This is a genomic window from Pseudomonas sp. MWU12-2345, from assembly GCF_023242385.1.
Classification (GTDB): Bacteria; Pseudomonadota; Gammaproteobacteria; order Pseudomonadales; family Pseudomonadaceae; genus Aquipseudomonas; species Aquipseudomonas gingeri_D.
Genome location: NZ_JALLJA010000007.1, coordinates 1 through 19,343, shown reverse-complemented (window position 1 = coordinate 19,343; position 19,343 = coordinate 1). Strand labels below are relative to the sequence as shown.

13 protein-coding genes are annotated in these 19,343 nt (G+C 63.5%); 1 reads left to right on the top strand and 12 read right to left on the bottom strand.

Annotation, left to right across the window (positions count from 1 at the left end; genetic code table 11):
- Positions 1–3: 3 nt before the first annotated feature.
- The 12 genes from M5C71_RS15445 to M5C71_RS15390 all read right to left on the bottom strand — a co-directional run bounded on the left by M5C71_RS15445 (position 4) and on the right by M5C71_RS15390 (position 18,224).
- A complete protein-coding gene (locus M5C71_RS15445; protein WP_248747656.1) occupies positions 4–1,047 on the bottom strand; it encodes an autotransporter outer membrane beta-barrel domain-containing protein in 1,044 nt (347 codons plus the stop codon).
- A gap of 307 nt (positions 1,048–1,354) precedes the next feature.
- Positions 1,355–2,107: a PIG-L family deacetylase gene (locus M5C71_RS15440; RefSeq protein WP_248768164.1), complete on the bottom strand. Its 753-nt coding sequence runs from the start codon at positions 2,105–2,107 to the stop codon at positions 1,355–1,357.
- Positions 2,108–2,247: 140 nt separating this feature from the next.
- Positions 2,248–4,407: a glycogen debranching protein GlgX gene (gene glgX, locus M5C71_RS15435; protein WP_152741367.1), complete on the bottom strand. Its 2,160-nt coding sequence runs from the start codon at positions 4,405–4,407 to the stop codon at positions 2,248–2,250.
- Between the two features lie 190 nt (positions 4,408–4,597).
- Positions 4,598–4,879, bottom strand: a complete 282-nt coding sequence (locus tag M5C71_RS15430) for a DUF2934 domain-containing protein (protein WP_152741366.1) — start codon at positions 4,877–4,879, stop codon at positions 4,598–4,600.
- Between the two features lie 16 nt (positions 4,880–4,895).
- Positions 4,896–7,637, bottom strand: a complete 2,742-nt coding sequence (locus M5C71_RS15425) for a malto-oligosyltrehalose synthase (protein WP_248768163.1) — start codon at positions 7,635–7,637, stop codon at positions 4,896–4,898.
- A complete protein-coding gene (gene malQ, locus M5C71_RS15420; protein ID WP_248768162.1) occupies positions 7,634–9,715 on the bottom strand; it encodes a 4-alpha-glucanotransferase in 2,082 nt (693 codons plus the stop codon). Before malQ ends, M5C71_RS15425 begins: the two co-directional genes overlap by 4 nt.
- On the bottom strand, positions 9,712–11,520 hold the full coding sequence (gene treZ / locus M5C71_RS15415; protein ID WP_248768161.1) for a malto-oligosyltrehalose trehalohydrolase: 1,809 nt from the start codon (positions 11,518–11,520) through the stop codon (positions 9,712–9,714). The genes malQ and treZ overlap by 4 nt, the downstream gene beginning before the upstream one ends.
- A 14-nt stretch (positions 11,521–11,534) precedes the next feature.
- A complete protein-coding gene (gene glgA, locus M5C71_RS15410; protein ID WP_103494746.1) occupies positions 11,535–13,100 on the bottom strand; it encodes a glycogen synthase GlgA in 1,566 nt (521 codons plus the stop codon).
- Positions 13,101–13,562: 462 nt separating this feature from the next.
- The gene (locus M5C71_RS15405; protein WP_103494747.1) at positions 13,563–14,516 is read right to left on the bottom strand and encodes a D-2-hydroxyacid dehydrogenase family protein; all 954 of its coding nucleotides are present in this window, start codon (positions 14,514–14,516) and stop codon (positions 13,563–13,565) included.
- A gap of 14 nt (positions 14,517–14,530) precedes the next feature.
- Positions 14,531–15,550 carry an alpha/beta hydrolase gene (locus M5C71_RS15400; RefSeq protein WP_103494748.1) on the bottom strand — a complete coding sequence of 340 codons (1,020 nt, stop codon included), beginning with the start codon at positions 15,548–15,550 and terminating at the stop codon, positions 14,531–14,533.
- Positions 15,551–15,626: 76 nt separating this feature from the next.
- Positions 15,627–16,091, bottom strand: a complete 465-nt coding sequence (locus M5C71_RS15395; RefSeq protein WP_248768160.1) for an SRPBCC family protein — start codon at positions 16,089–16,091, stop codon at positions 15,627–15,629.
- A gap of 138 nt (positions 16,092–16,229) precedes the next feature.
- Complete coding sequence (locus M5C71_RS15390; protein ID WP_248768159.1) at positions 16,230–18,224, bottom strand: methyl-accepting chemotaxis protein; 1,995 nt, start codon at positions 18,222–18,224, stop codon at positions 16,230–16,232.
- A 468-nt stretch (positions 18,225–18,692) separates the two neighbouring features.
- On the opposite strand from M5C71_RS15390, the gene M5C71_RS15385 reads away from it, so the two are divergent.
- Positions 18,693–19,343, top strand: a 651-nt coding sequence (locus M5C71_RS15385) for a filamentous hemagglutinin N-terminal domain-containing protein (RefSeq protein ID WP_283094005.1), incomplete at its 3' end; no start/stop codon positions are given.

Here is a 19,343-nt window from a genome sequence, read left to right as displayed (position 1 = left end):
CGCCTACCAGCGCATTCGCACCCCGACGTTGCCGATGATGCCGTTCAGACCGGTGTCATCGGAGGTGCCGCTGTAGTCCGCGCTGACATACAGGCTGACCGTCGGCGACACCTTGGCCACCAGGCCCAGTCCCAGTTCCACGGTGGAGCTGTTGCGACTCATGGCGATCTTGTCGACCGGCTCCAGGCTCACCGGGCTGCCGCTGCCGAACGTATGCCAGAAGTTGGTGCGCAGGTAGGGTTCCAGCGGCAGGCCGTTCACTTCATAGCTGCCATTGAGACGGGCGCCGATCCGACCGCTCCAGAGCGAAGGGTCGGAGGTAGTCGCCTGTCCGAGCATGTCCACGCTACCTTGCTGGTTGACCACCTGGGCCTGGGGTTCGATGATCCAGTGCTGGCCCAGTCCGATCGGGAACCCGCCCTCCAGCGAAAACGTCATTTGCCGCGATGCCTGGCCTTGCAAGGTGCCCTGGTCGGAGCGGGTATAAACCGTGGTCTGATTGTTCATGGCCGTCAGGTTGACGTGCCAGCCCTGTTGTCCGGTCAGGCTCCAGAAGGCCCCGAGATTGTTCCCTTGGGGGCTCAGGCCATCCATGCGCGGATCACGAGGTGCCGTGACAAAAGCGTCAACCCGATCCAGTGGGCCGCTGTTCCCGGTAAAGACCCCGGCCGTCAGTGTCTGGCCGTCGCTGTGATTGCTGTAGAGGCCGGGAACAATCAGCAGGTCGCCAAAAGCGCCGGAAAACAGTGGATCGAGGTTACCTATCTCACCCTGGCCCAGGGTACGGTCGAGGAAGTGAACCGTCGGATCGGGATCACCGATGTTCGGGACGATGCCGGCGAACCGCCAACCCGGTAATGGGCCGCTGTTGCTCAGTATGGGTAATTGGCCCAGTGGCAAGGGCAAGGGTGTGTCGCCCTGGTATGAAGGTTGGAAGTCCTCTTCGAAAGGCGCCGCTTGCAGCTCCAGGGCGGAGCACAGCAAAAGGGCGGTCGAAACCGTATAAACCGTCATCCTCGGGTTAGGGTGGGCCATGAACGTTTTCATCGGGTGTTCCTTGCTGTCGCATAAATACCTGCATTAGCGTCTCTCCTGCCCCCGAACGAGGGACGGCCGAAATCATCGAGGCAAACCCTCGGCGACCCGCTTTGGCGGGGGGCCGAAGGCTTGCCCCTTGGGTTTTAAAACCGGGGGTAGTCACTTGTAGCTAAGGAGAGGTGCAGGTCGACGTCAAGAAAGTAGCGAATAAATAGATTGGTTTGATCAGGTTTTTCAAGTCATTGATCAATCGGCTATTTAGTCTATTCAGGCTGGATCTGAGCAAGCCCCGGAAGAGGCGCTTTTCCCGTGTTTCTCAGATAAACACTATCTCGAACGGTTGCCGTGCCCGTTCGAGCAGGGCCGGTACCAGGACCGGTGGCAGCCCCAGTTCCGGATCGCCTTGCAGGTGGCTGTGGTAGGCGTGCGCGGCATGCAGCTTGCGGGCGATGCCCCAGGTGTCGAGGCGAATCTTGCGCGCCCGATGCCAGGGGAGCAGGCCTTCGTCGCGCAAGGGCCGGAACCAGGCATGCACGGGTATCTCCAACAGTGTGGCGCCGCTGGCGGCGCAGGCCTGGGCGGCGGCCCGGCCAACGCTGTCATGATCGGCAATACCGTCTTCGCGCCAGGTGGTCAGCACCACATCGCCCGAGCGCAGGTAGCGCCGCAGGAATTGACTCAGCGGTTGTTCCTGTTGCTCCAGTGCGCCATGGCGAAAGCCGCCGCGAATCCATTTCAGCCGGTGCAGTTCCAGGCCCAGGCGGCGCAGGGCTTCGGCACTTTCCTGGGGACAGACCACGCTCAGGCGGCTCGAAGGCCACAGGGTGGAGCCAGGGTAGAGGGCGCTGCCGTCGGTAATCGAGATCAACAGCAGCGGATGTTCGAGGGTGGTGAGCAGCTGCAGCAGGCCGCCGCAACAATGCACTTCGTCACCGGGATGAGGGGCGATCACGACCACCCGGGCGCCGGGCCGGATCAGGCGGTGCAGGCCAATGGTCGGGACACGGGCCAACTGCCGCGAGTTCCAGATCAGCGGGGCAACTTCGTTGCGTGCAGCTTGGATTCTCATGATATTTGTCACTTCCTTGTGTGGACTTGCACGCATCCTCCATCAGCCCTGATGCGTTCGGTGTCGCCTGGCGACCCGGTAATGCGTGGGTGAGTATCGCCGATACAGACCGGAATGCGACTTTTATTGCTGAAAAAACGTCAGTTTTCTTCGTCACGTTGTAACTCGAACATCACCAGCGAACGCCCGGTGAGGGTGTATTCGCTGTTGAAGGCGAAACGCTCCTGACCCTTGACCTGCGGGTCGTTGGTGTCGATTACGCACGTCCAGTCCAGACCTTGCGGCACTTCCGGCAGGCGGAAATTGACGCCGTCGTGGTGGGCATTGACGGCAATCAGCAAGGTCGCATCGGCACCGGTACGGGAAACGCCGGAAACCTGGGCGCGGCCGTCGAGCAATATGCCCAGGCTGCGGCCGTTGCCGTCGTGCCAGTGCTCGGTGGTCATTTCCTGGCCGTCCGGCGTCAGCCAGGTGACGTCCTTGATCCCCAGTTGTTCGTTGTAGTCGCCGACCAGGAAGCGTCCGCGGCGCAGGATGGGATAGGCCAGGCGCAGCTTGACCAGGCGCTTGACGAACTTGAGCAGCGACTTGCCGTCGTCGTCCAGGGTCCAGTTGACCCAGCCGATTTCGCTGTCCTGGCAATAGGCGTTGTTGTTGCCGTGCTGGGTGCGGGCAAACTCGTCGCCGGCGACGATCATCGGCGTGCCCTGGGCCAGCAGCAGGGTGGCGAAGAAGTTGCGCATCTGCCGCAGGCGCAAGGCATTGATCGCCGGATCATCGGTGGGCCCTTCGACGCCGTGGTTCCAGGACAGGTTGTTGCTGGTGCCGTCCTGGTTGTTTTCGTCGTTGGCTTCGTTGTGCTTGTCGTTGTACGACACCAGGTCGTGCAAGGTGAAGCCGTCATGGGCGGTGACGAAGTTGATCGAGGTGTAGGGGCGTCGACCGCGCTGGTCGAACAGGTCGCCGGAGGCGGTCATGCGTTTGGCGAAGTCGGCGAGCTGGCCGTCGTCGCCTTTCCAGAATGCGCGCACGGTGTCGCGGAAACGGTCGTTCCACTCGGCCCAGCCCGGCGGGAAGCCGCCGACCTGATAGCCGCCGGGGCCGCAGTCCCAGGGTTCGGCAATAAGCTTGAGCTGGCTCAGCACCGGGTCCTGGCGACAGGCGACGAGGAAACTGTGGCGTTCGTTGAAACCATCGTGATAGCGCCCGAGGATGGTTGCCAGGTCGAAGCGGAAACCGTCCACGTGCATTTCCGTGGCCCAGTAGCGCAGCGAGTCGGTGACCATCTGCAACACGCAGGGATGGCTCAGGTCCAGGGTGTTGCCGGTGCCCGAGTCGTTGATGTAGAAGCGCTTGTCGTCCGGCATCAGGCGGTAGTAGGAGGCGTTGTCGATGCCGCGCATGGACAGGGTCGGACCTTGCTCGTTGCCTTCGGCGGTGTGGTTGTAGACCACGTCGAGGATCACTTCCAGGCCGGCTTCGTGCAGGTGCGCGACCATTTCCTTGAATTCGGCGATCTTGCCGCTGGCCAGGTAGCGCGGATCGGGGGCGAAGAAGGCGATGCTGTTGTAGCCCCAGTAGTTGGTCATGCCTTTTTGCAGCAGGTGCTGGTCGTTGACGAAGGCGTGGATCGGCAGCAGCTCCACCGAGGACACCCCGAGCTTGCGGATATGCTCCAGCACCTCGTCGACCATCAGCCCGGCGAAGGTGCCGCGCACCGCCTCCGGCACCGCCGGGTGGCGCATGCTGATGCCGCGCACATGGGTTTCATAGAGCAGGGTGCGTTCCCAGGGCACATTGACCCGCTGGTCGTGGCCCCAGGTGTGGGCCGGGTCGATGACCTTGCTCTTGGGCACGAAGGGCGCGCTGTCGCGTTCGTCGAAGCTGAGGTCGGCGTCGGGGTGGCCGATGGTATAGCCGAACAGTGCCTCGGACCATTTCAACTGGCCGACCAACTGCTTGGCATAAGGGTCGATCAGCAGTTTGTTGGGGTTGAAGCGGTGGCCGTTCTGCGGGTCGTAGGGACCGTATACCCGGTAGCCGTAGATCAGTCCGGGATGGGCGTCGGGCAGGTAGCCGTGGAAGATTTCGTCGGTGTACTCGGGCAGTTCGATGCGTTCCAGTTCGACTTCACCACTGTCGTCGAACAGACACAGTTCGACCTTGGTGGCGTTGGCGGAAAACAGTGCGAAGTTGACCCCCAGGCCATCCCAGGTGGCGCCCAGCGGGAAGGGCAGGCCCTCGCGGATTCGCGAGGGTTGGGCTTCGGGCGTGGGGTCGGGCTTTTTCGGCTTGGTCATGGGCGCTCCTGCGGGTGTGTTCGGTGGGGCGGTGTACGGATCGAAGGGGCATGCTGGCAATACGATCCAGCAAACACCACGTACCTGTAGGAGCAGGGCTTGCCCGCGAAGAGGCCCTTGAGATCGCTAAAAGCTTCGCGGGCAAGCCCTGTTCCTACAGGTTTTTGGTGTCTTCAATACCGTACACGGCTCAACTGGCTGAGGGCTTGCGCGGTGCTCGCGGTTTCTTTTCGGCGGCGGGTTTGGCGTCGGTCGCGGGCTTGGGCGCTGCTTTCGGGGCCGCCGCCGGCTTGCTGGCGACTTTGGGCTTGGCGGTGGGTTTGGCCGCTGTCGGTTTTTTCGGCGCCAGTGCCTCGGCTTCCGCCAGCTTGCGCGCCATCTCCCAATGCCGGGCCTCCTGACCCTCGGGGCGGCCCTCCGATTCCCAGATCTGATAAGCAAACTCACGGATGCGTTTTTCGTCGGTACTCATCGCCATGCTCCTGAACTCAAGTTTGGGTAAAGAGATTGACCGGGAAATCTCCGAGTGCCTCACCGACCATCAGCTCGTTATGGGGTGTGACTGCGCACATCGAAAAAAGTCCCTTTAATTTGCAGCCCGGTGCGGCGAACGGCAGTTTGACCCGCGTATCGCCCCAAACCGGTGCCGGTACCCACGGCAGTTGATCGCTGGCCAGCAGTCCGGCCGCCAGCCTGGGTACGATCACAATGGCCCGCTGCGTCGGTGTACTGCGCATAAAGGCCACTAGGTATTCGGCCTGCTCGCCGATCACGTCCAACGGCTGGTAATCGCCGCGACTGAAGACCCTCCCGTGTTCGGCCCGAACCGCCAGCGTACGGGCGATCAAGGCCTGTTTGAGCCGACCGCTGCGCCAGTCCGTCAACAGCGCCTTGGGCGATGTCGAGTGTTGCAGCGCCTGTTGCCGGGCGGTGAAATCCACCGGCCGGCGATTGTCCGGGTCCACCAGGCTGAAGTCCCAGAACTCGTTGCCCTGGTACAGGTCCGGCACACCCGGTACGGTCATGCGCAGCAAACACTGGGCCAGACTGTTGAGCGCGCCGGCCGGCGCGATTTTTTCCAGCGTGGCGACCAGGGCCCGGCGCAGCGGCAGGCCGACGGGGCGGGTCAGCAGCGCTTCGAGAAAGTCGCGGCAGGCCTGCTCGTAGGCTTCGTTCGGTGCGCTCCAGCTGCTGTGCAGCTTGGCTTCGCGCAGCGCCTTGTTCTGCCATTGCCAGAGACGTTCGGCGTAATCGTGCAGGCCGGCCGAATCGTCGCTCGACAAGGTCAGCGGCCAACTGCCCAGCAATGCCTGATAGAGGATCAACTCGTCCGCCGCCGAGGGTGCCTGGGGATCAGCACGCAGTGCGTGGGCCAGTCCGCGAAAGCCTTGCACCTGTTCGACGTACCACGGGCCGCATTCGCTCAGCACCGCCAGGCGTGCGCGGCTGTCTTCACCGCGTTTGTGATCATGGGTGGCGGTGGTCAACAGGCTGTCGGGGAAATGCTCCAGGCGCTCTCGGTTGGCTGCGTGAAAGTCTTCCACGGGCGCGCTGAAGCGTTCGGTGGAAAAGCCCACGTCGTTGCGCGAGAGCAGTACCGCCGAGCGATAGAACGCGGTGTCTTCCACGGCCTTGGCCGCCGTTGGCGAGGTCAGTTGCTGGAAGCGCACGCAGGCATGCCTGAGCAGTTTGCGCTGACGGCCCGGTGGGTGCTCGCGCCAGGGTTGTCCGCCGAGCCACTGTTGCAGGTAGTCGAGCACCGGCCAGTCGGCCTCGCCGAGGGTGGTACGGGCGCCGGCCAGGGCCTGTTGGAAAAATACTTCATCCTGGGCTGGGCGGCCATTGGCGTTGATATAGGTGCGGTACACCGGGTAGTGCACGATCAGCGCCTGCAAGGCCCGACGAATCGCGCCAAGGGTCAGGTCGCGGCTCATCAGGTCGTCCCGGGCCACTTGCAACAGGGCCTGGGCCACGCTTTCGAAATCTCCGGCCAGAGAGCCTGCGAGGATCTGCTGGCGGGCCAGCTTGGCCTCCTCGGCAAACTCGCCGGGGCGTTCGCTGAGGCGACTCCAGAGTTCGGGCAAGCGTTGTTCGCCACGGCGATCGTGTTGCAGCAGCGACAACTGGTCCATGAATTCGTAACCGGTGGTGCCGTCCACCTGCCAGTCGCGGTGCAGGCTTTCGCCCTGGCCGAGGATCTTCTCCACATAGATTGGCAGGTGTTCCCCGGGGACCAGACGGTCGACCCGTCGGCGCAGCTTGCGGCAATAACCGCGCGGATCGGCGAGCCCGTCGATATGGTCGATGCGCAGGCCGTCCACCAGGCCGTCCTCGATCAGCTGGAAGATTTTCTGGTGGGTGGCCTCGAACACTGCCGGACGCTCGACCCGCAGGCCACCCAGTTCGTTGACATCGAAGAAGCGCCGCCAATTGATATCGTCGGCGGCGGTGCGCCAACTGGCGAGGCGGTAGTGCTGGCGCTCCAGCAGCCGGTGCAGGCGCTGGAAACCTTCGGGTTGGCGTGAATCATAGCGGGCGAGGTTCTGCTCGATGGCGTCATGCAGGTCGCGGCGTTGCGCCAGTTCGGCGCGCAGGAGCTGCGCCTGGGCATAGGCGTCGGGCAGGTTGTTCAGGGCCTTGAAGTGCCCGGCCAGGGTTTCCAGTTCGGGGATGTCGGCCAGTATCTGCGCGTAGTCCCGGGGACAGATGGGAAAGCGATGCTGGTAATGCTCGATATGAAAACCGCCGTGCTCGGCATCGAAGCACAGCGGGATGCTGCCTTCCTGCAAGGCCACGCCGTAGTCGCTGCCGAGGAACGGCATGAGCAATTGCCCTTCGAGCAACGGATCGGGCGAGTGCCATTGGATATCGAAGAACTCGCTGTAGGGGCTCAGCCTGCCCCATTCCAGCAGGTCCAGCCACCAGGGATTATCCGCGCCGCCGACGGCCATGTGGTTGGAGACGATGTCGAGGATCAGGCCCATATGGTGCTGGCGCAGGGCTTGTACCAGACGCCGCAAGGCCGGTTCGCCGCCCAGTTGCGGATTGACCCGGGTCGGATCGACCACGTCGTAGCCGTGCATGGAACCGTCGCGCGCGGTGAGCAACGGCGAGGCATAGAGATGACTGATACCCAGCCGTGCGAAGTAGGGCACCAGCGGTACGGCGGCATCCAGGCTGAAGCCTTTATGAAACTGCAGGCGCACCGTCGCACGTAAAGCTGGCTTCATCGATCACGCTCGGCGGCCTGGAGGCGGGCGCAGGCCAGCAGTTCGAGACGACGGGCAGCGTCGACATCATCGAGCAACTGGCTGCTGTCGCCCGGCAGGCGCCGACGCCAGTTGGGGTGGCTGTCGAGGGTGCCGGGCAGGTTGGCCTGTTCCTCGACACCCAGGGCGTCCTCCAGCGGCAGCAGCACCAGGGGCGCGCGGGTATGGCCGAGGAAGCGCACGCTGGCGTCGAGGACCTGATCGGTCTCGTGGGATTCGTCACGGAAATTCTGCGGGTCGTTGCTCAAGGCGCGATGCAGGCCCTCGCGTTCGTGCTGACGGGTCTCGCGCCAGTGATCGGCGGTGCTGTCATCGATCAGCCCGAGCTGGACGTTCCAGTCGATATCCCGTGCATGCCACCAGCCATTGAGGGTCGGCAGGTCGTGGGTGCTGGTGATGGCCAGGGCGTCGTCCGGCCAGTCGAGTATGGGACGGAAACGATGGCCGTATTCCTGCTCGAACAACAGCACGCGCATGCCGAGGATGGCCCGGGCGCTGAGTTTTTCCCGCAGGCCCTCGGGCACCGTGCCGAGGTCTTCGCCAAGCACCACCGCCTGGTGGCGCGCGGACTCCAGGGTCAGCAGGCGCAGCAGGTCGTCCACCGGGTAATACAGGTAGGCACCGTCGCTCGGCGGCGAGCCGAGGGGGATGACCCAGAGCCGTTGCAGGCCCATCACATGGTCGATGCGCAGGCCGCCGGCATGGGCGAAGTTGGCCCGCAGCATTTCGATAAAGGCGCGGAAACCATGGCGCTTCAAGCCTTCCGGGGCGAAAGCCGAGATGCCCCAGCTTTGCCCGGCGCGGTTGAGGATATCCGGCGGTGCGCCGACGGTGAGTTCGGCGAGTAGTTCGTCCTGCCGGCTCCAGGCCTGGCTGCCACCGCCGTCGGCACCGACGGCGAGGTCGGCGATCAGGCCGATGCCCATGCCGCTGTCCCGGGCGGCGTTTTGCGCGCGCTCAAGGTTGCGAGCGATCAGCCATTGGCTGAAGGCGTAGAAGCCGATCTCCTCGGCCTGCTCCTCGGCGAAGGTGGCGAGGGCCGGGTTGTCGGGATGGTGCCAGGCCGTGGGCCAGTGTCGCCAGTCGGTGCTTTCGCCGCGGGCGGTGCAGGCCGCTTGCAGGGCTTCGAAGCGACAGTGATTTTCCAGGGCCTCGCCGCCGGCCTGGCGAAAGTGCGCGAAGTCCGTGGCGAGTGGGTGGGTGCCGAGGCGAAAGTCGTCGTATAGCGCGCGTAACAGGCGCTGCTTGGCGCGAGCAGCACGGGGCCAGTCGATCAGCGGCAGCGCTTCCAGTTGCCGCAGTTCATCGGCCAGTCCCGTGGTGTCGATGGCCTGGCGCAGGGCTTGTTCGCCAAGAATCGCTTCCGGCGCCGCATAAAGGCTGTTGAGAAACAGCCGGCTGGACGGCGAATAGGGGCTGTAGCGTTGCGGGTCGCAGCTGAACATGGCGTGCATCGGGCTGATTGCCAGGGCGTCGGCGCCGCGTTCGCCGGCGGCGCGGACCAGGCTCTCCAAGGCCAGGGTGTCGCCGAAACCGCCGTCGCCGACGCGTTGCAGGGCATACAGCTGGACCGTCAGGCCCCAGGCGCGAGGTGTCGCGCTATCGGTGGCCGCCGCCACGCTGTGGCATTGGGCCGGGGCCACGGCGAGGGTGAAGTGCTGGCCGGCGATATGCACCGTCTGGTAGCCCACCGGGATCTTGCCCGGCAGCACCGCGTCCTGGTCCAGGTGCAAGTGCAGGACCGTGCCGTTTTCCAGATGTACTTCGCAAGCGGTGCCGGCGGCGAAATAGTGGGCCAGGTCCAGGCTCTTGCCGACGTCCACGGTCAGCAGCGGCGGCAGGTATTTGTGTTGCTGGACGAGTTGCAGTTCCAGCAGGCTGTTCTCGATGGCCTGTTCCGTGTCGGCGGGATGGCCAAGCCCGGCCAGGACCTTGCGCAAGACCTCGGGCCGGACTTTCTGTGGTCGGCCATTGGCGTCGATCCAATCGACGGCCAGGCCGGCCCGGCTGGCGAGTATTTCCAGTTGCGCGTCGTTCATGGGTGCTCTCCGGTGGGTGACTGCAGGACGTCCCCGGGGGTCAGGGTAACCAGCGCGCAGTAGGGGGCCAGATGACCTTCATCCAATTGGCGACTGGCGCCGGCGGTGCTTTCGAACACTAAACGGGCTTGGCTGGGGGGGGGATGGCCGACGGACTCGGCACTGAGGTTGAGGTCGATGCGCAGCAGGCTGCCGTCACCCATCCGCCAGCGCGCGCTGAGGGCGCCGTCGGCCAGGACATCGCTGCCCAGGGCCTGGGCACCGGGGAGCCGGGGGATGATTTCACGGTGGCGCAGTTCCAGTAGCTGGCGGTAGAGGCGCACGGTGGCCTGGCGGTTGAAGTCGTCGCTGGCGTCGTTCAGGTCGGGGCGCGAGTCGTTGAAGCTGACGGCGGCGTTCGGGTCGGGAATATGCGCCCGGCGCGCGGGGTCGGCAAAGGCCGGGAAATCGGCGAACTCCGCGCGCCGGCCTTCGCGCACCGCGTCGGCCAGTTCACCGTGGTGATCGGTGAAAAACAGGAAGGGTTCACGGGCAGCGGTTTCCTCGCCCATGAACAGCAACGGGATCATCGGCGACAACAGCAGCAGCACCGTGGCCGCCCGCAGGGCCGGGGCCGGGCAGAGCTGGTTGAGCCGCTCGCCCAGGGCCCGGTTGCCGATCTGGTCGTGGTTCTGCAGGAACAGCACGAAGGCACTGGGTGGCAGGTGTGCGCTGGGTTCGCCACGACTATGGCCGTGGCGGTCGGGATGGCCCTGGAAGACGAAGCCCTGGCTCAGGCAGCGGGCCAGCTTGGTGGTGGTTTCCCGGGCATAGTCGGCGTAGTAGGCGTCGGTCTCGCCGGTCAGCAGGACGTGCAGGGCGTTATGGCCGTCGTCGTTCCACTGGGCGTCAAAGGACTCTTCCAGCAGGCTGGCCTGGTTGCGTTCGTTTTCCAGGGTCAGCCACACGTGTCGTGTCGGGTCCACCTGGCGGCGAACCGCCTGTGCCAGTTCGTGGAGCAGGGTGCTGTCGTTGATGGCGTGTACGGCATCTAGGCGCAAGCCGTCGAAACGGTACTCCAGCAGCCACATCAAGGCGTTGTCGATAAAAAAGTCGCGGACTTCGCGGCGGCGAAAATCGATCGCCGCGCCCCAGGGGGTCTGCTGGTCGTCGCGAAAGAAGTCCTTGGCGTATTGGCCGAGGTAATTGCCGTCCGGTCCGAAGTGGTTGTAGACCACGTCCAGCAGCACCATCAGGCCGTGCCCATGGGCCGTGTCGATCAGGTGCTTGAGGTCTTCGGGCGAACCATAGGCGGCATGCGGTGCATAGGGCAGCACGCCGTCGTAGCCCCAGTTGCGCTCGCCGGGGAACTGACCCAGGGGCATCAGTTCAATGGCGGTCACCCCCAATTCGGCCAGGCGTGCCAGTTGGTTTTCGACCTGGCGATAGCCGCCGAGGACGCCGACGTGCAGCTCGTAGATCACCGCCTCGTGCCAGGGCCGCCCCTGCCAGTCCTTGTGCTGCCAGTGGTAGGCCAGGGAATCGACCACCTGGCTCGGCCCGTGCACATCGCCGACCTGGCGCCGCGAGGCTGGGTCGGGCACCCGCCGCTCGCCGTCGATATGGAAGTGGTATTGGCTGCCGGCCGGGCAGCGGGCCTCGAGGACAAACCAGCCGTCGTGCTGCGGCAGCATGGCCAGTGAGCGGCCATCGTCCAGTTCGACGCTGACGTAATAGGCGTCCGGTGCCCACAGCGCGAAGCGGGTGTGCTCGGCGTCCAGCAGGGTCGCGCCATGAGGCCAGGTTTCCAGAGTCCGTAACGGCATCTATGAAGACCTCCTCAGTGCTGGCCCGACCTGCTCCGGGACTTGGTCACCAGGTTCTGGTACAGCTCGGCGTAGGGTTCCACCGCCTTGCACCAGTTGAACGGCGCGGCCATGGCCCGGCAGCGCATGGCGTTGAGCAATGGCGGATAGGCGAACACCTTGAACGCCCGGCGCAGCGCCTGGGCATAGCTTTCCACGGTGGACTCGTCGAACAGGAAGCCGGTGACACCGTTCTCGATGGTGTCGGCCAGCCCGCCGGTGTTACGCGCCACCGGCAGCGAGCCGAAGCGCTGGGCGTACATCTGGCTCAGGCCACAGGGTTCATAACGCGAGGGCATCAGCAGGAAATCGCTGCCGGCGAACATGCGTCGGGCATCGGTTTCGTTGAAGCCGATGCGCACCCCGATCCGGCCTGGAAAACGCAAGGCCAGTTGGCGCATGGCCTGTTCCTCTTCCGGTTCGCCACGGCCGATGATTGCGATCTGGCCGCCTTCGGCGACGATCATTTCGCTGACCGCTTCGGTCAGGTCCAGGCCTTTCTGGTAGACCAGCCGCGAGACCACGGCAAACAGCGGCCCGGTCGATGGGTCAAGGCCGAACAGGTTGCGCACATGGGCGGCGTTGACCGCCTTGCCTTCCCAGTCGCCCGGACTGAAGGGGTGGACCAGATGGCTGTCGGTGGCGGCATCCCAGCTTTCGTCGATGCCGTTGGGAATGCCGCTGAGCAGGCCCTGGTGGGTCTTGCTGGCCAGGAAACCGTCCAGGCCACAGCCGAATTGCGGCGTGGTGATTTCCTGGGCGTAGGTGGCGCTCACCGTGGTGATATGACTGGAGTAGGCCATGCCGGCCTTGAGGAACGACAGCTTGCCGTAGAACTCCATGCCTTCCTGTTGCAGGGCATGGGGTGGGATCCCCAGTTCCGGGCAGCAGGCAAGGCTGACCACGCCCTGATAAGCGAGGTTGTGAATGGTGAACAGGGTCGGGGTACGCTGGCCGCGCCAGTGCATATAGGCTGGGGCCAGGCCGGCGGGCCAGTCGTGGGCGTGGACCAGGTCCGGGGTCCAGTGGATCTGTGCCAGGTTGGCGGCGATATCGGCGGCGGCCAGGCCCAGGCGGGCGAAGCGGATATGGTTGTCCGGCCAGTCGCGCCCGTTGTTGGCGCCGTAGGGCGTACCTTCCCGCTCAAACAGCTCGGGGCAGATCAGCACGTAGATCACCAGGCCGTCGGGCAGGTCCATGCGACCGATCTTGCACGGCGGCAGTGCGGCATGGCCCCCCAGTTCGCCGATGATATGAATCGGGTTATCGCTGTTCATCACCTGCGGATAACCGGGGATCAGTACCCGCACATCGTGCAGGTGATGCATGGCCCGCGGCAGGGCGGCGGACACGTCGCCCAGGCCGCCGGTCTTGACCAGGTCGGCGAACTCGGAGGTGACGAACAGCACCTTTTTCTTGTTGGGATTGACAGCGGGGGCCGTCAACACAGGCTTTCCTCCCGCCAAGGGGGCTGACACGGGGACCGCTTCGCTGGCCTGATTCAAATGCTCTCCCTGAGTTTCCAACGCAGCGCTGATCATGTGTCTCTCCCGTCTTATTTGATCTGGTTCTTCCTTTCTTTCATACAGCGTGCCCAAACCGCTTCCTTTGGTCGGACACACCGGTTCCGGGCGACTGGGCGAAGCAGGCACGTCGCACGGAGGCAAGAAAGAGTGGGGAAGCGCCTGCCCGCCAAACACCCGGAACAGACGCCCTACCTTTAACCTGACCGACCGCGGTTTCAGAAGTTTCGACTTTTTTTCATCAAAATGACTGAGCGGTCAGCAAGCCCGAAAGTCAGTGTAGGAGAGATGTTGCCGCCGTGGAGGGCGTTGTTTAGACGAATGTTGGGAAAGTGCGGTGCATTTGATCTATGTCACAGGCGATCCGGGAGGGCTGCCCCGGAACGGCTGCACGCTACTGGCGCGGGGTCGAAGTTCGGGTGCTCTAGAATGGTGCGCTGGTGACTGGGCAGCAACTGCGCCACCCAGGCCGTCGCGCGTTTAACTCAGCAGGCGGATTGGCTGTCCGGCGGCCCAGGCCTGGATGTCCTCGATCATCTGGCTGTAGAACAGCCGGTAGTTGTTCTGGCTGACATAGCCGACATGGGGCGTAGCCAGGACATTGTCCAGGGTACGGAACGGATGGTCGGCGGGCAAAGGTTCCTGTTCGAAGACGTCCAGGGCGGCACCGGCCAGCCGGCCGTGCTCAAGGGCCGCGATCAGTGCCTGTTCGTCGACGATCGGCCCGCGCGCGGTGTTGATCAGGTAGGCCGACGGTTTCATCCAGCCCAGGGCCTTGGCGTCCACCAGGCCACGGGAACGCTCGCTCAGCACCAGGTGCACGGAGAGCAGGTCGGCCTGCTTGAACAGCTCGGCCTTGCTGACGTACTCCACGCCGGATTCGGCGGCGCGTTCGGCGGTGAGATTCTCGCTCCAGGCGATGACCCGCATGCCGAAGGCCTTGCCGTAGCCGGCAATGCGCTGGCCGATGCTGCCCAGGCCGAGAATGCCCAGGGTCTTGCCATACAGGTCGCCGCCCAGGCCTTGCTGCCAGTGCCCGGCGCGCAAGGAGTTGGCCTCCTTGAGCAGGTTGCGGTTGGCGGCCATGATCAGGGCCCAGGTCAGCTCCGGAGCGGCCTGTTTGTAGCTGTCGGTGCCACAGACCTGGATGCCCAGGGCGTTGGCGGCCTTGATATCGAGGGCGGCGTTACGCATGCCGCCGGTCACCAGCAGCTTCAGGCGCGGCAGTTGGCGCAGCAGGGCCTCGTTGAACGGGCTGCGTTCGCGCATCACGCAGATCACCTCGAAACCGCCCAGGCGCTCGGCCATGGTCGCGGTATCGGCCGGGTAGTCGTGGAGAAAGCTGACCTGGCCCACGGCATTCAAGGCACTCCAGTCCACCGCCTCGGCGGCCACGCCTTGCCAGTCATCGATTACCGCGATCTGTAGGGTCATTCACTCTTTCCTCATTATTGTTGGCTGGCCAGCCACTCGAGCAGGGCCTTGTGGAAACGCGCCGGTTCTTCCATCTGCGGGGCGTGACCCAGTCCCGGGAATTCCACCAGGGTCGAGCGCGGGATCAGTTTCGCCACCTGTTTGCCGAGTACGTCGTAGTGCCCGATCCGCGCCTTGACCTCGGGTGGTGCGATATCGCTGCCGATGGCCGTGGTGTCGGCGGTGCCGATCAGCAACAGGGTGGGCATCTTCAGGTCCTTGAACTCGTAGTAGACCGGCTGGGTGAAGATCATGTCGTAGATCAGCGCCGAGTTCCAGGCGACCGCGACGTGACCGGGGCCTTTGTTCAGGCCGGCGAGCATATCGACCCAGCGGTCGAACTCGGGTTTCCAATGCCCGGCGTAGTAGGTGTTGCGTTCGTAATTGCGGATGCCCTCGGCGTTGAGCTTCAGCTCGCGCTCGTTCCATTGGTCGACGCTGCGATAGGGTACGCCGAGGGCTTTCCAGTCTTCCAGGCCGATGGGGTTGACCAGCGCCAGGCGTTCGACCTGCTGCGGGTAGAGCAGGGCATAGCGGGTGGCGAGCATGCCGCCGGTGGAGTGACCCAGGATCAGGGTTTTCTCGATACCGAGTTTTTCCAGCAGGGCATGGGTGTTATTGGCCAGCTGCTGGAAGCTGTACTGGTAGCTGTCAGGTTTGCTGGAGGTGCAGAAACCGATCTGGTCCGGGGCGATCACCCGGTAGCCGGCGGCGCTCAGGGCCTTGATCGACGAGTCCCAGGTGGCCCCGCAGAAGTTCTTGCCGTGCATCAGCACAATGTTCTGGCCATTGGCTTTGCCGCTGGGCGGGACATCCATGTAGCCCATCTGCAGGGACTTGCCTTGGGATTGGAAGGCGAAATGCTGGACCGGATAAGGGTATTCGAAACCTTGCAGTTCCGGGCCATAGGCCGGGCCTTCGGCTGCGTGGGACAGGACAGGCAGGGACGCGGCCAGGAACAGGCCGCCGAGCATGAGCGCGCGGGCATTGGACATATCGGATCTCCAGAGGAATCTCAGCGATGCTGGTGACCGGCGATTAACCCTGGATTAACGGATGCGCCCGCGGGCGTCAGGCGGTAGAGCGCTGCGGCATTTCCAACAGATGCTTGAGATTGTCCATCGCCCGGGTCGAGAGTTCGGCCATGCGAGCGTGCAAACCGCCGAGGTTCAGTTCGGTGATGTACTGCAAGGTGCGGATAAATCGCGTGCCATGGCCGTCACGCAACAAACTGTAGTCGATGCAGCCATCGACCACCGAAGAAGTGAAGGCCATTTTGAACTCACACGGGGCCTCGGCGATGACGACCCGATAGTTCATCTCGATCCGCAGACCCAGCAGGTCGATGATTTCGGTGAAACGATGATCCTTGGGCAAGGGGCCATGGATGCCGTTATCGGCGCTGACGGAGGTGGGGTGCCATTCATGCCAGTGATCGGGCTGGGTCACGTAGGCGTAGACCGTCTCGATATCGGCTTCTATGTAGATTTCGTTGCTGAGCGTCTTGGCATAAGGCTGGAAAGAAGGTTGTTCCATAGCTCTGCTCCGACTGCGTTCCTTGTTAAAGGGCGGAAACAATGATGAGCATAGGTGATACAAAATATTTCGTAATGTACGAAATCGGTACAAGACCGGCGGTCGTGCCCGCCAGAGGCAGGCACGACCGGCAGGGGTTTACTTGACCTTGAAGCGGCCCATCAACGCGCTGACACGGTTGTTGGCGTCCAGCAGGCTGCGGGTGTTGTCATCGGTGGCATGGCCGCTCTGGACCAGTTCTTCGACCATATGACGGATCTGCACCATGCTGCGGTTGATCTCTTCGGTCACCGAACTCTGCTGTTCGGCGGCCGTGGCGATCTGGGTGCTGAGGCTGTTGATATGGCTGACGGAGCCGGCCATCTCATCGAGCCCGGCGTTGACCCGCGCCGTGGCGTCGGCCGCGGACTGACAGCTGGCCTGGGTATTTTCCATGGCCGCTACCGATGAACTGACGCCCTGGGTCAGGCGGGTCAACATCTCGTTGATTTCCGAGGTGCTGGCCTGGGTCCGGGCGGCAAGGGCGCGAACCTCGTCGGCCACCACCGCAAAGCCGCGACCCTGCTCGCCGGCGCGGGCGGCCTCGATGGCGGCGTTCAGGGCCAGCAGGTTGGTCTGCCCGGCAATGGCGCCGATCACCCCGAGAATCTCGGTGATGCGCTGGGCGTCCTGCTGCATGCTCTCGACCTTGTGGGTGGCGCTGGACACTTCGTCGATCAGCGCGACCACGCTGCTGGAAGCCTCGCCTACCACCACCCGCGAACGGTCGGCGTGTTCGTTGGCGCGTTGGGTGAAGGCCGCGGTTTCGGCGGCATTCTCGGCCACGGTGTCGGCGGTGGCGCTCATCTCGGTGATGGCGGTGACCGTCTGCTCGGTTTCCGAGGCGTGACGGGTAAGGATCTGGTTGGTATGGGCCGAGGTCTGTTGCAGCTTGTCCAGGCTGGAGGCCATGTCGCCGGTGGCCTGGGTGACTTCGCCGATCATGTTCTGCAGGTAGACGATAAAGCGGTTCACCGAGTGACCGATGGCCCCCAGTTCATCCTCGGCACGGATGGTGATGCGTCGGGTCAGGTCGGCATCGCCGGCGGACAATGCGTCGATATTGGTCTTGAGCGCGCGCATCCGGTTGATCAACTGACGGATGGCATACACCTGCAACAGTACCAGCAGCACGATCATCGGAATCTGCAGCAGGGCCAGGGTGTTGAGCACGTCATCGCGCTGGGCGGTGATCAACTGGGTCGGCAGGGCGGTGGCGAGGAACCAGGGGGTGCCTTCGATGGGGCGCATGAAGAAGGTGCTGGCCACGCCGTCGTTGTTGAATTCCACGCGGTGGGACGCGGCGTCACGGTTCTGCAGGGCGGTCTTGACCTGCGCGGCGAAGGCCGAGCTGCCGGCCAGGTCGCTGATGTTCTTGAGCACCACCGGGCTGTTGATATGGGTGCTGTTGCTGATGATCTTGCCGTCGGCTTCGACGATCAGCATTTCACCGCCGATGTCTTTTTCCTTGCGCGCCACCAGGTCGTTGAAAAAGCCCAGGGTCACGTCGATGGTCGAGACGCCGTAGGGCACGCCGTCGCGCTGGATGGCCATGGCGCAGTTGGTGCGTGGCTCCTGGCTGGCGTCATCCTTGTAGGCGGCCGCCCAGGCGCACTGGCCGCGCGGGGTGGCCATGCCGCCCTTGTACCAGGGCTGCTCGTAATAGTTGGGCGCTTCGGCGCTGTTCCAGAAGGTATTGACCTTCAACTGGCCGTTGGCATCGCGGTGCCAGAAGGTGCTGTGCTTGTTCCGCCCCGGCGTGCGCTGGCCGGGCAGGGGCCAGATGCCGCCGCCGAAGACCTTCAGCTCGCCGTACTGATCCACCAGGCCAGGCAGGACCTTGTCGATGGTGTCGCTGTCGAGCAGGGGAATGGTCTGGGTGATGCTGCGCTGCTGGGCCTGGACCTTGTTCAACTCGTTCTTGATCTGCTCGGCCACTTCGGCCACGCGGTTGAGTACGACCTGTTCCTCGGTCTTGCGCAACGTGGGCGCGACCAACTGGCTGATCCCGACCACGGTCAGGACGAACAGCAGCAGGACGAACAGGACCAGAAACAGCGTGTAGCGGGCTTGGATCGTGCGGAACATAGGCATGGGACCTGTCCTTGCAAAGCGGCTTTTATTATTCGGTCACCTGATCGAGTCAGGGCTTCGTTCGGTTATCGGCTTGGGTTGAGCGAGCTTTAGGTACGATCGTACAAGAAGGCGCTAAAAATTCCGGTGTAACGGATGGAGGGGGACATTCCCCCTTCAGAAGCTATGTATCTACATTGAAATAAATTGGTACATTTTATTGACGCCATTAAATGGCCACCCTATGATCGCGCCCGTTGATGGCACAAGGCTATCCAAAAGGATTTGCGATATGGAGGCAGGCACGGCGCCGTTTCTCCATCAAGACCATCGACCTGCAAGGTGCTGACTCGCATTTGCGAACGCCTGCTCTAGCCCCGTATCGATCCATGCCCTGACCTGGTGCTGCTCAATGAGCGGTTCGCTCGGGCGTGAGGTGCCGTGCTTTTTTAACTCAATTCATTGCCTTCGTTGCATCGAGATCCCGACATGGATGTTCGTCAGTTTGCCTTCCTCGTGGGCCAGCCTTCTGCTGCCCTGAAAAACCGTGAGCACTTTTGGGGACTACCCAAGCGCGGGCTGGCGTTCATTCTGGCGAACGCGATGTTCTGGCAGCCGTTGCTGGTTCAGGCGGATGGGATCGTGGTCAGTGCGCCGGGTACGACGCTGGGGCAGGCGGGCAATGGCGTACCCATCGTCAATATTGCCGCGCCGAATGCCCAGGGGCTGTCGCATAACCAGTTCACCGATTACAACGTCGGGACCAACGGGGTCATTCTCAACAACGCCACCGCGCGGACCCAGTCGACGCAACTGGGCGGGATTATTCTGGGTAACCAGAACCTCAACGGCACGGCGGCCAATATCATTCTCAATGAGGTGAATGGCGCGAGCCCGAGCCAGTTGCGCGGTTATACCGAAGTGGCGGGGCAGTCGGCCCATGTGATTGTGGCCAACCCCTATGGCATCAGTTGCAACGGTTGCGGCTTTATCAATACCCCGCAGGCGACCTTGACCACGGGCAAGCCGGTGATTACCAACGGCCAGCTCACGGGGTATCAGGTTGATCGGGGCAGCGTCTCCATCGATGGTGCGGGCCTGAACGCCAGCAATATCGACCAGTTCGAAATCATCACCCGT

Excerpts from the sequence above, each read along its gene's own strand:
- M5C71_RS15390 (WP_248768159.1), bottom strand. The coding sequence starts at position 18,224 with ATGCCTATGTTCCGCACGATCCAAGCCCGCTACACGCTGTTTCTGGTC.
- M5C71_RS15400 (WP_103494748.1), bottom strand. The coding sequence starts at position 15,550 with ATGTCCAATGCCCGCGCGCTCATGCTCGGCGGCCTGTTCCTGGCCGCG.
- M5C71_RS15430 (WP_152741366.1), bottom strand. The coding sequence starts at position 4,879 with ATGAGTACCGACGAAAAACGCATCCGTGAGTTTGCTTATCAGATCTGG.
- M5C71_RS15445 (WP_248747656.1), bottom strand. The coding sequence starts at position 1,047 with ATGAAAACGTTCATGGCCCACCCTAACCCGAGGATGACGGTTTATACG.
- M5C71_RS15395 (WP_248768160.1), bottom strand. The coding sequence starts at position 16,091 with ATGGAACAACCTTCTTTCCAGCCTTATGCCAAGACGCTCAGCAACGAA.
- treZ (WP_248768161.1), bottom strand. The coding sequence starts at position 11,520 with ATGCCGTTACGGACTCTGGAAACCTGGCCTCATGGCGCGACCCTGCTG.
- M5C71_RS15405 (WP_103494747.1), bottom strand. The coding sequence starts at position 14,516 with ATGACCCTACAGATCGCGGTAATCGATGACTGGCAAGGCGTGGCCGCC.
- glgA (WP_103494746.1), bottom strand. The coding sequence starts at position 13,100 with ATGATCAGCGCTGCGTTGGAAACTCAGGGAGAGCATTTGAATCAGGCC.
- M5C71_RS15425 (WP_248768163.1), bottom strand. The coding sequence starts at position 7,637 with ATGAAGCCAGCTTTACGTGCGACGGTGCGCCTGCAGTTTCATAAAGGC.
- malQ (WP_248768162.1), bottom strand. The coding sequence starts at position 9,715 with ATGAACGACGCGCAACTGGAAATACTCGCCAGCCGGGCCGGCCTGGCC.
- M5C71_RS15440 (WP_248768164.1), bottom strand. The coding sequence starts at position 2,107 with ATGAGAATCCAAGCTGCACGCAACGAAGTTGCCCCGCTGATCTGGAAC.
- glgX (WP_152741367.1), bottom strand. The coding sequence starts at position 4,407 with ATGACCAAGCCGAAAAAGCCCGACCCCACGCCCGAAGCCCAACCCTCG.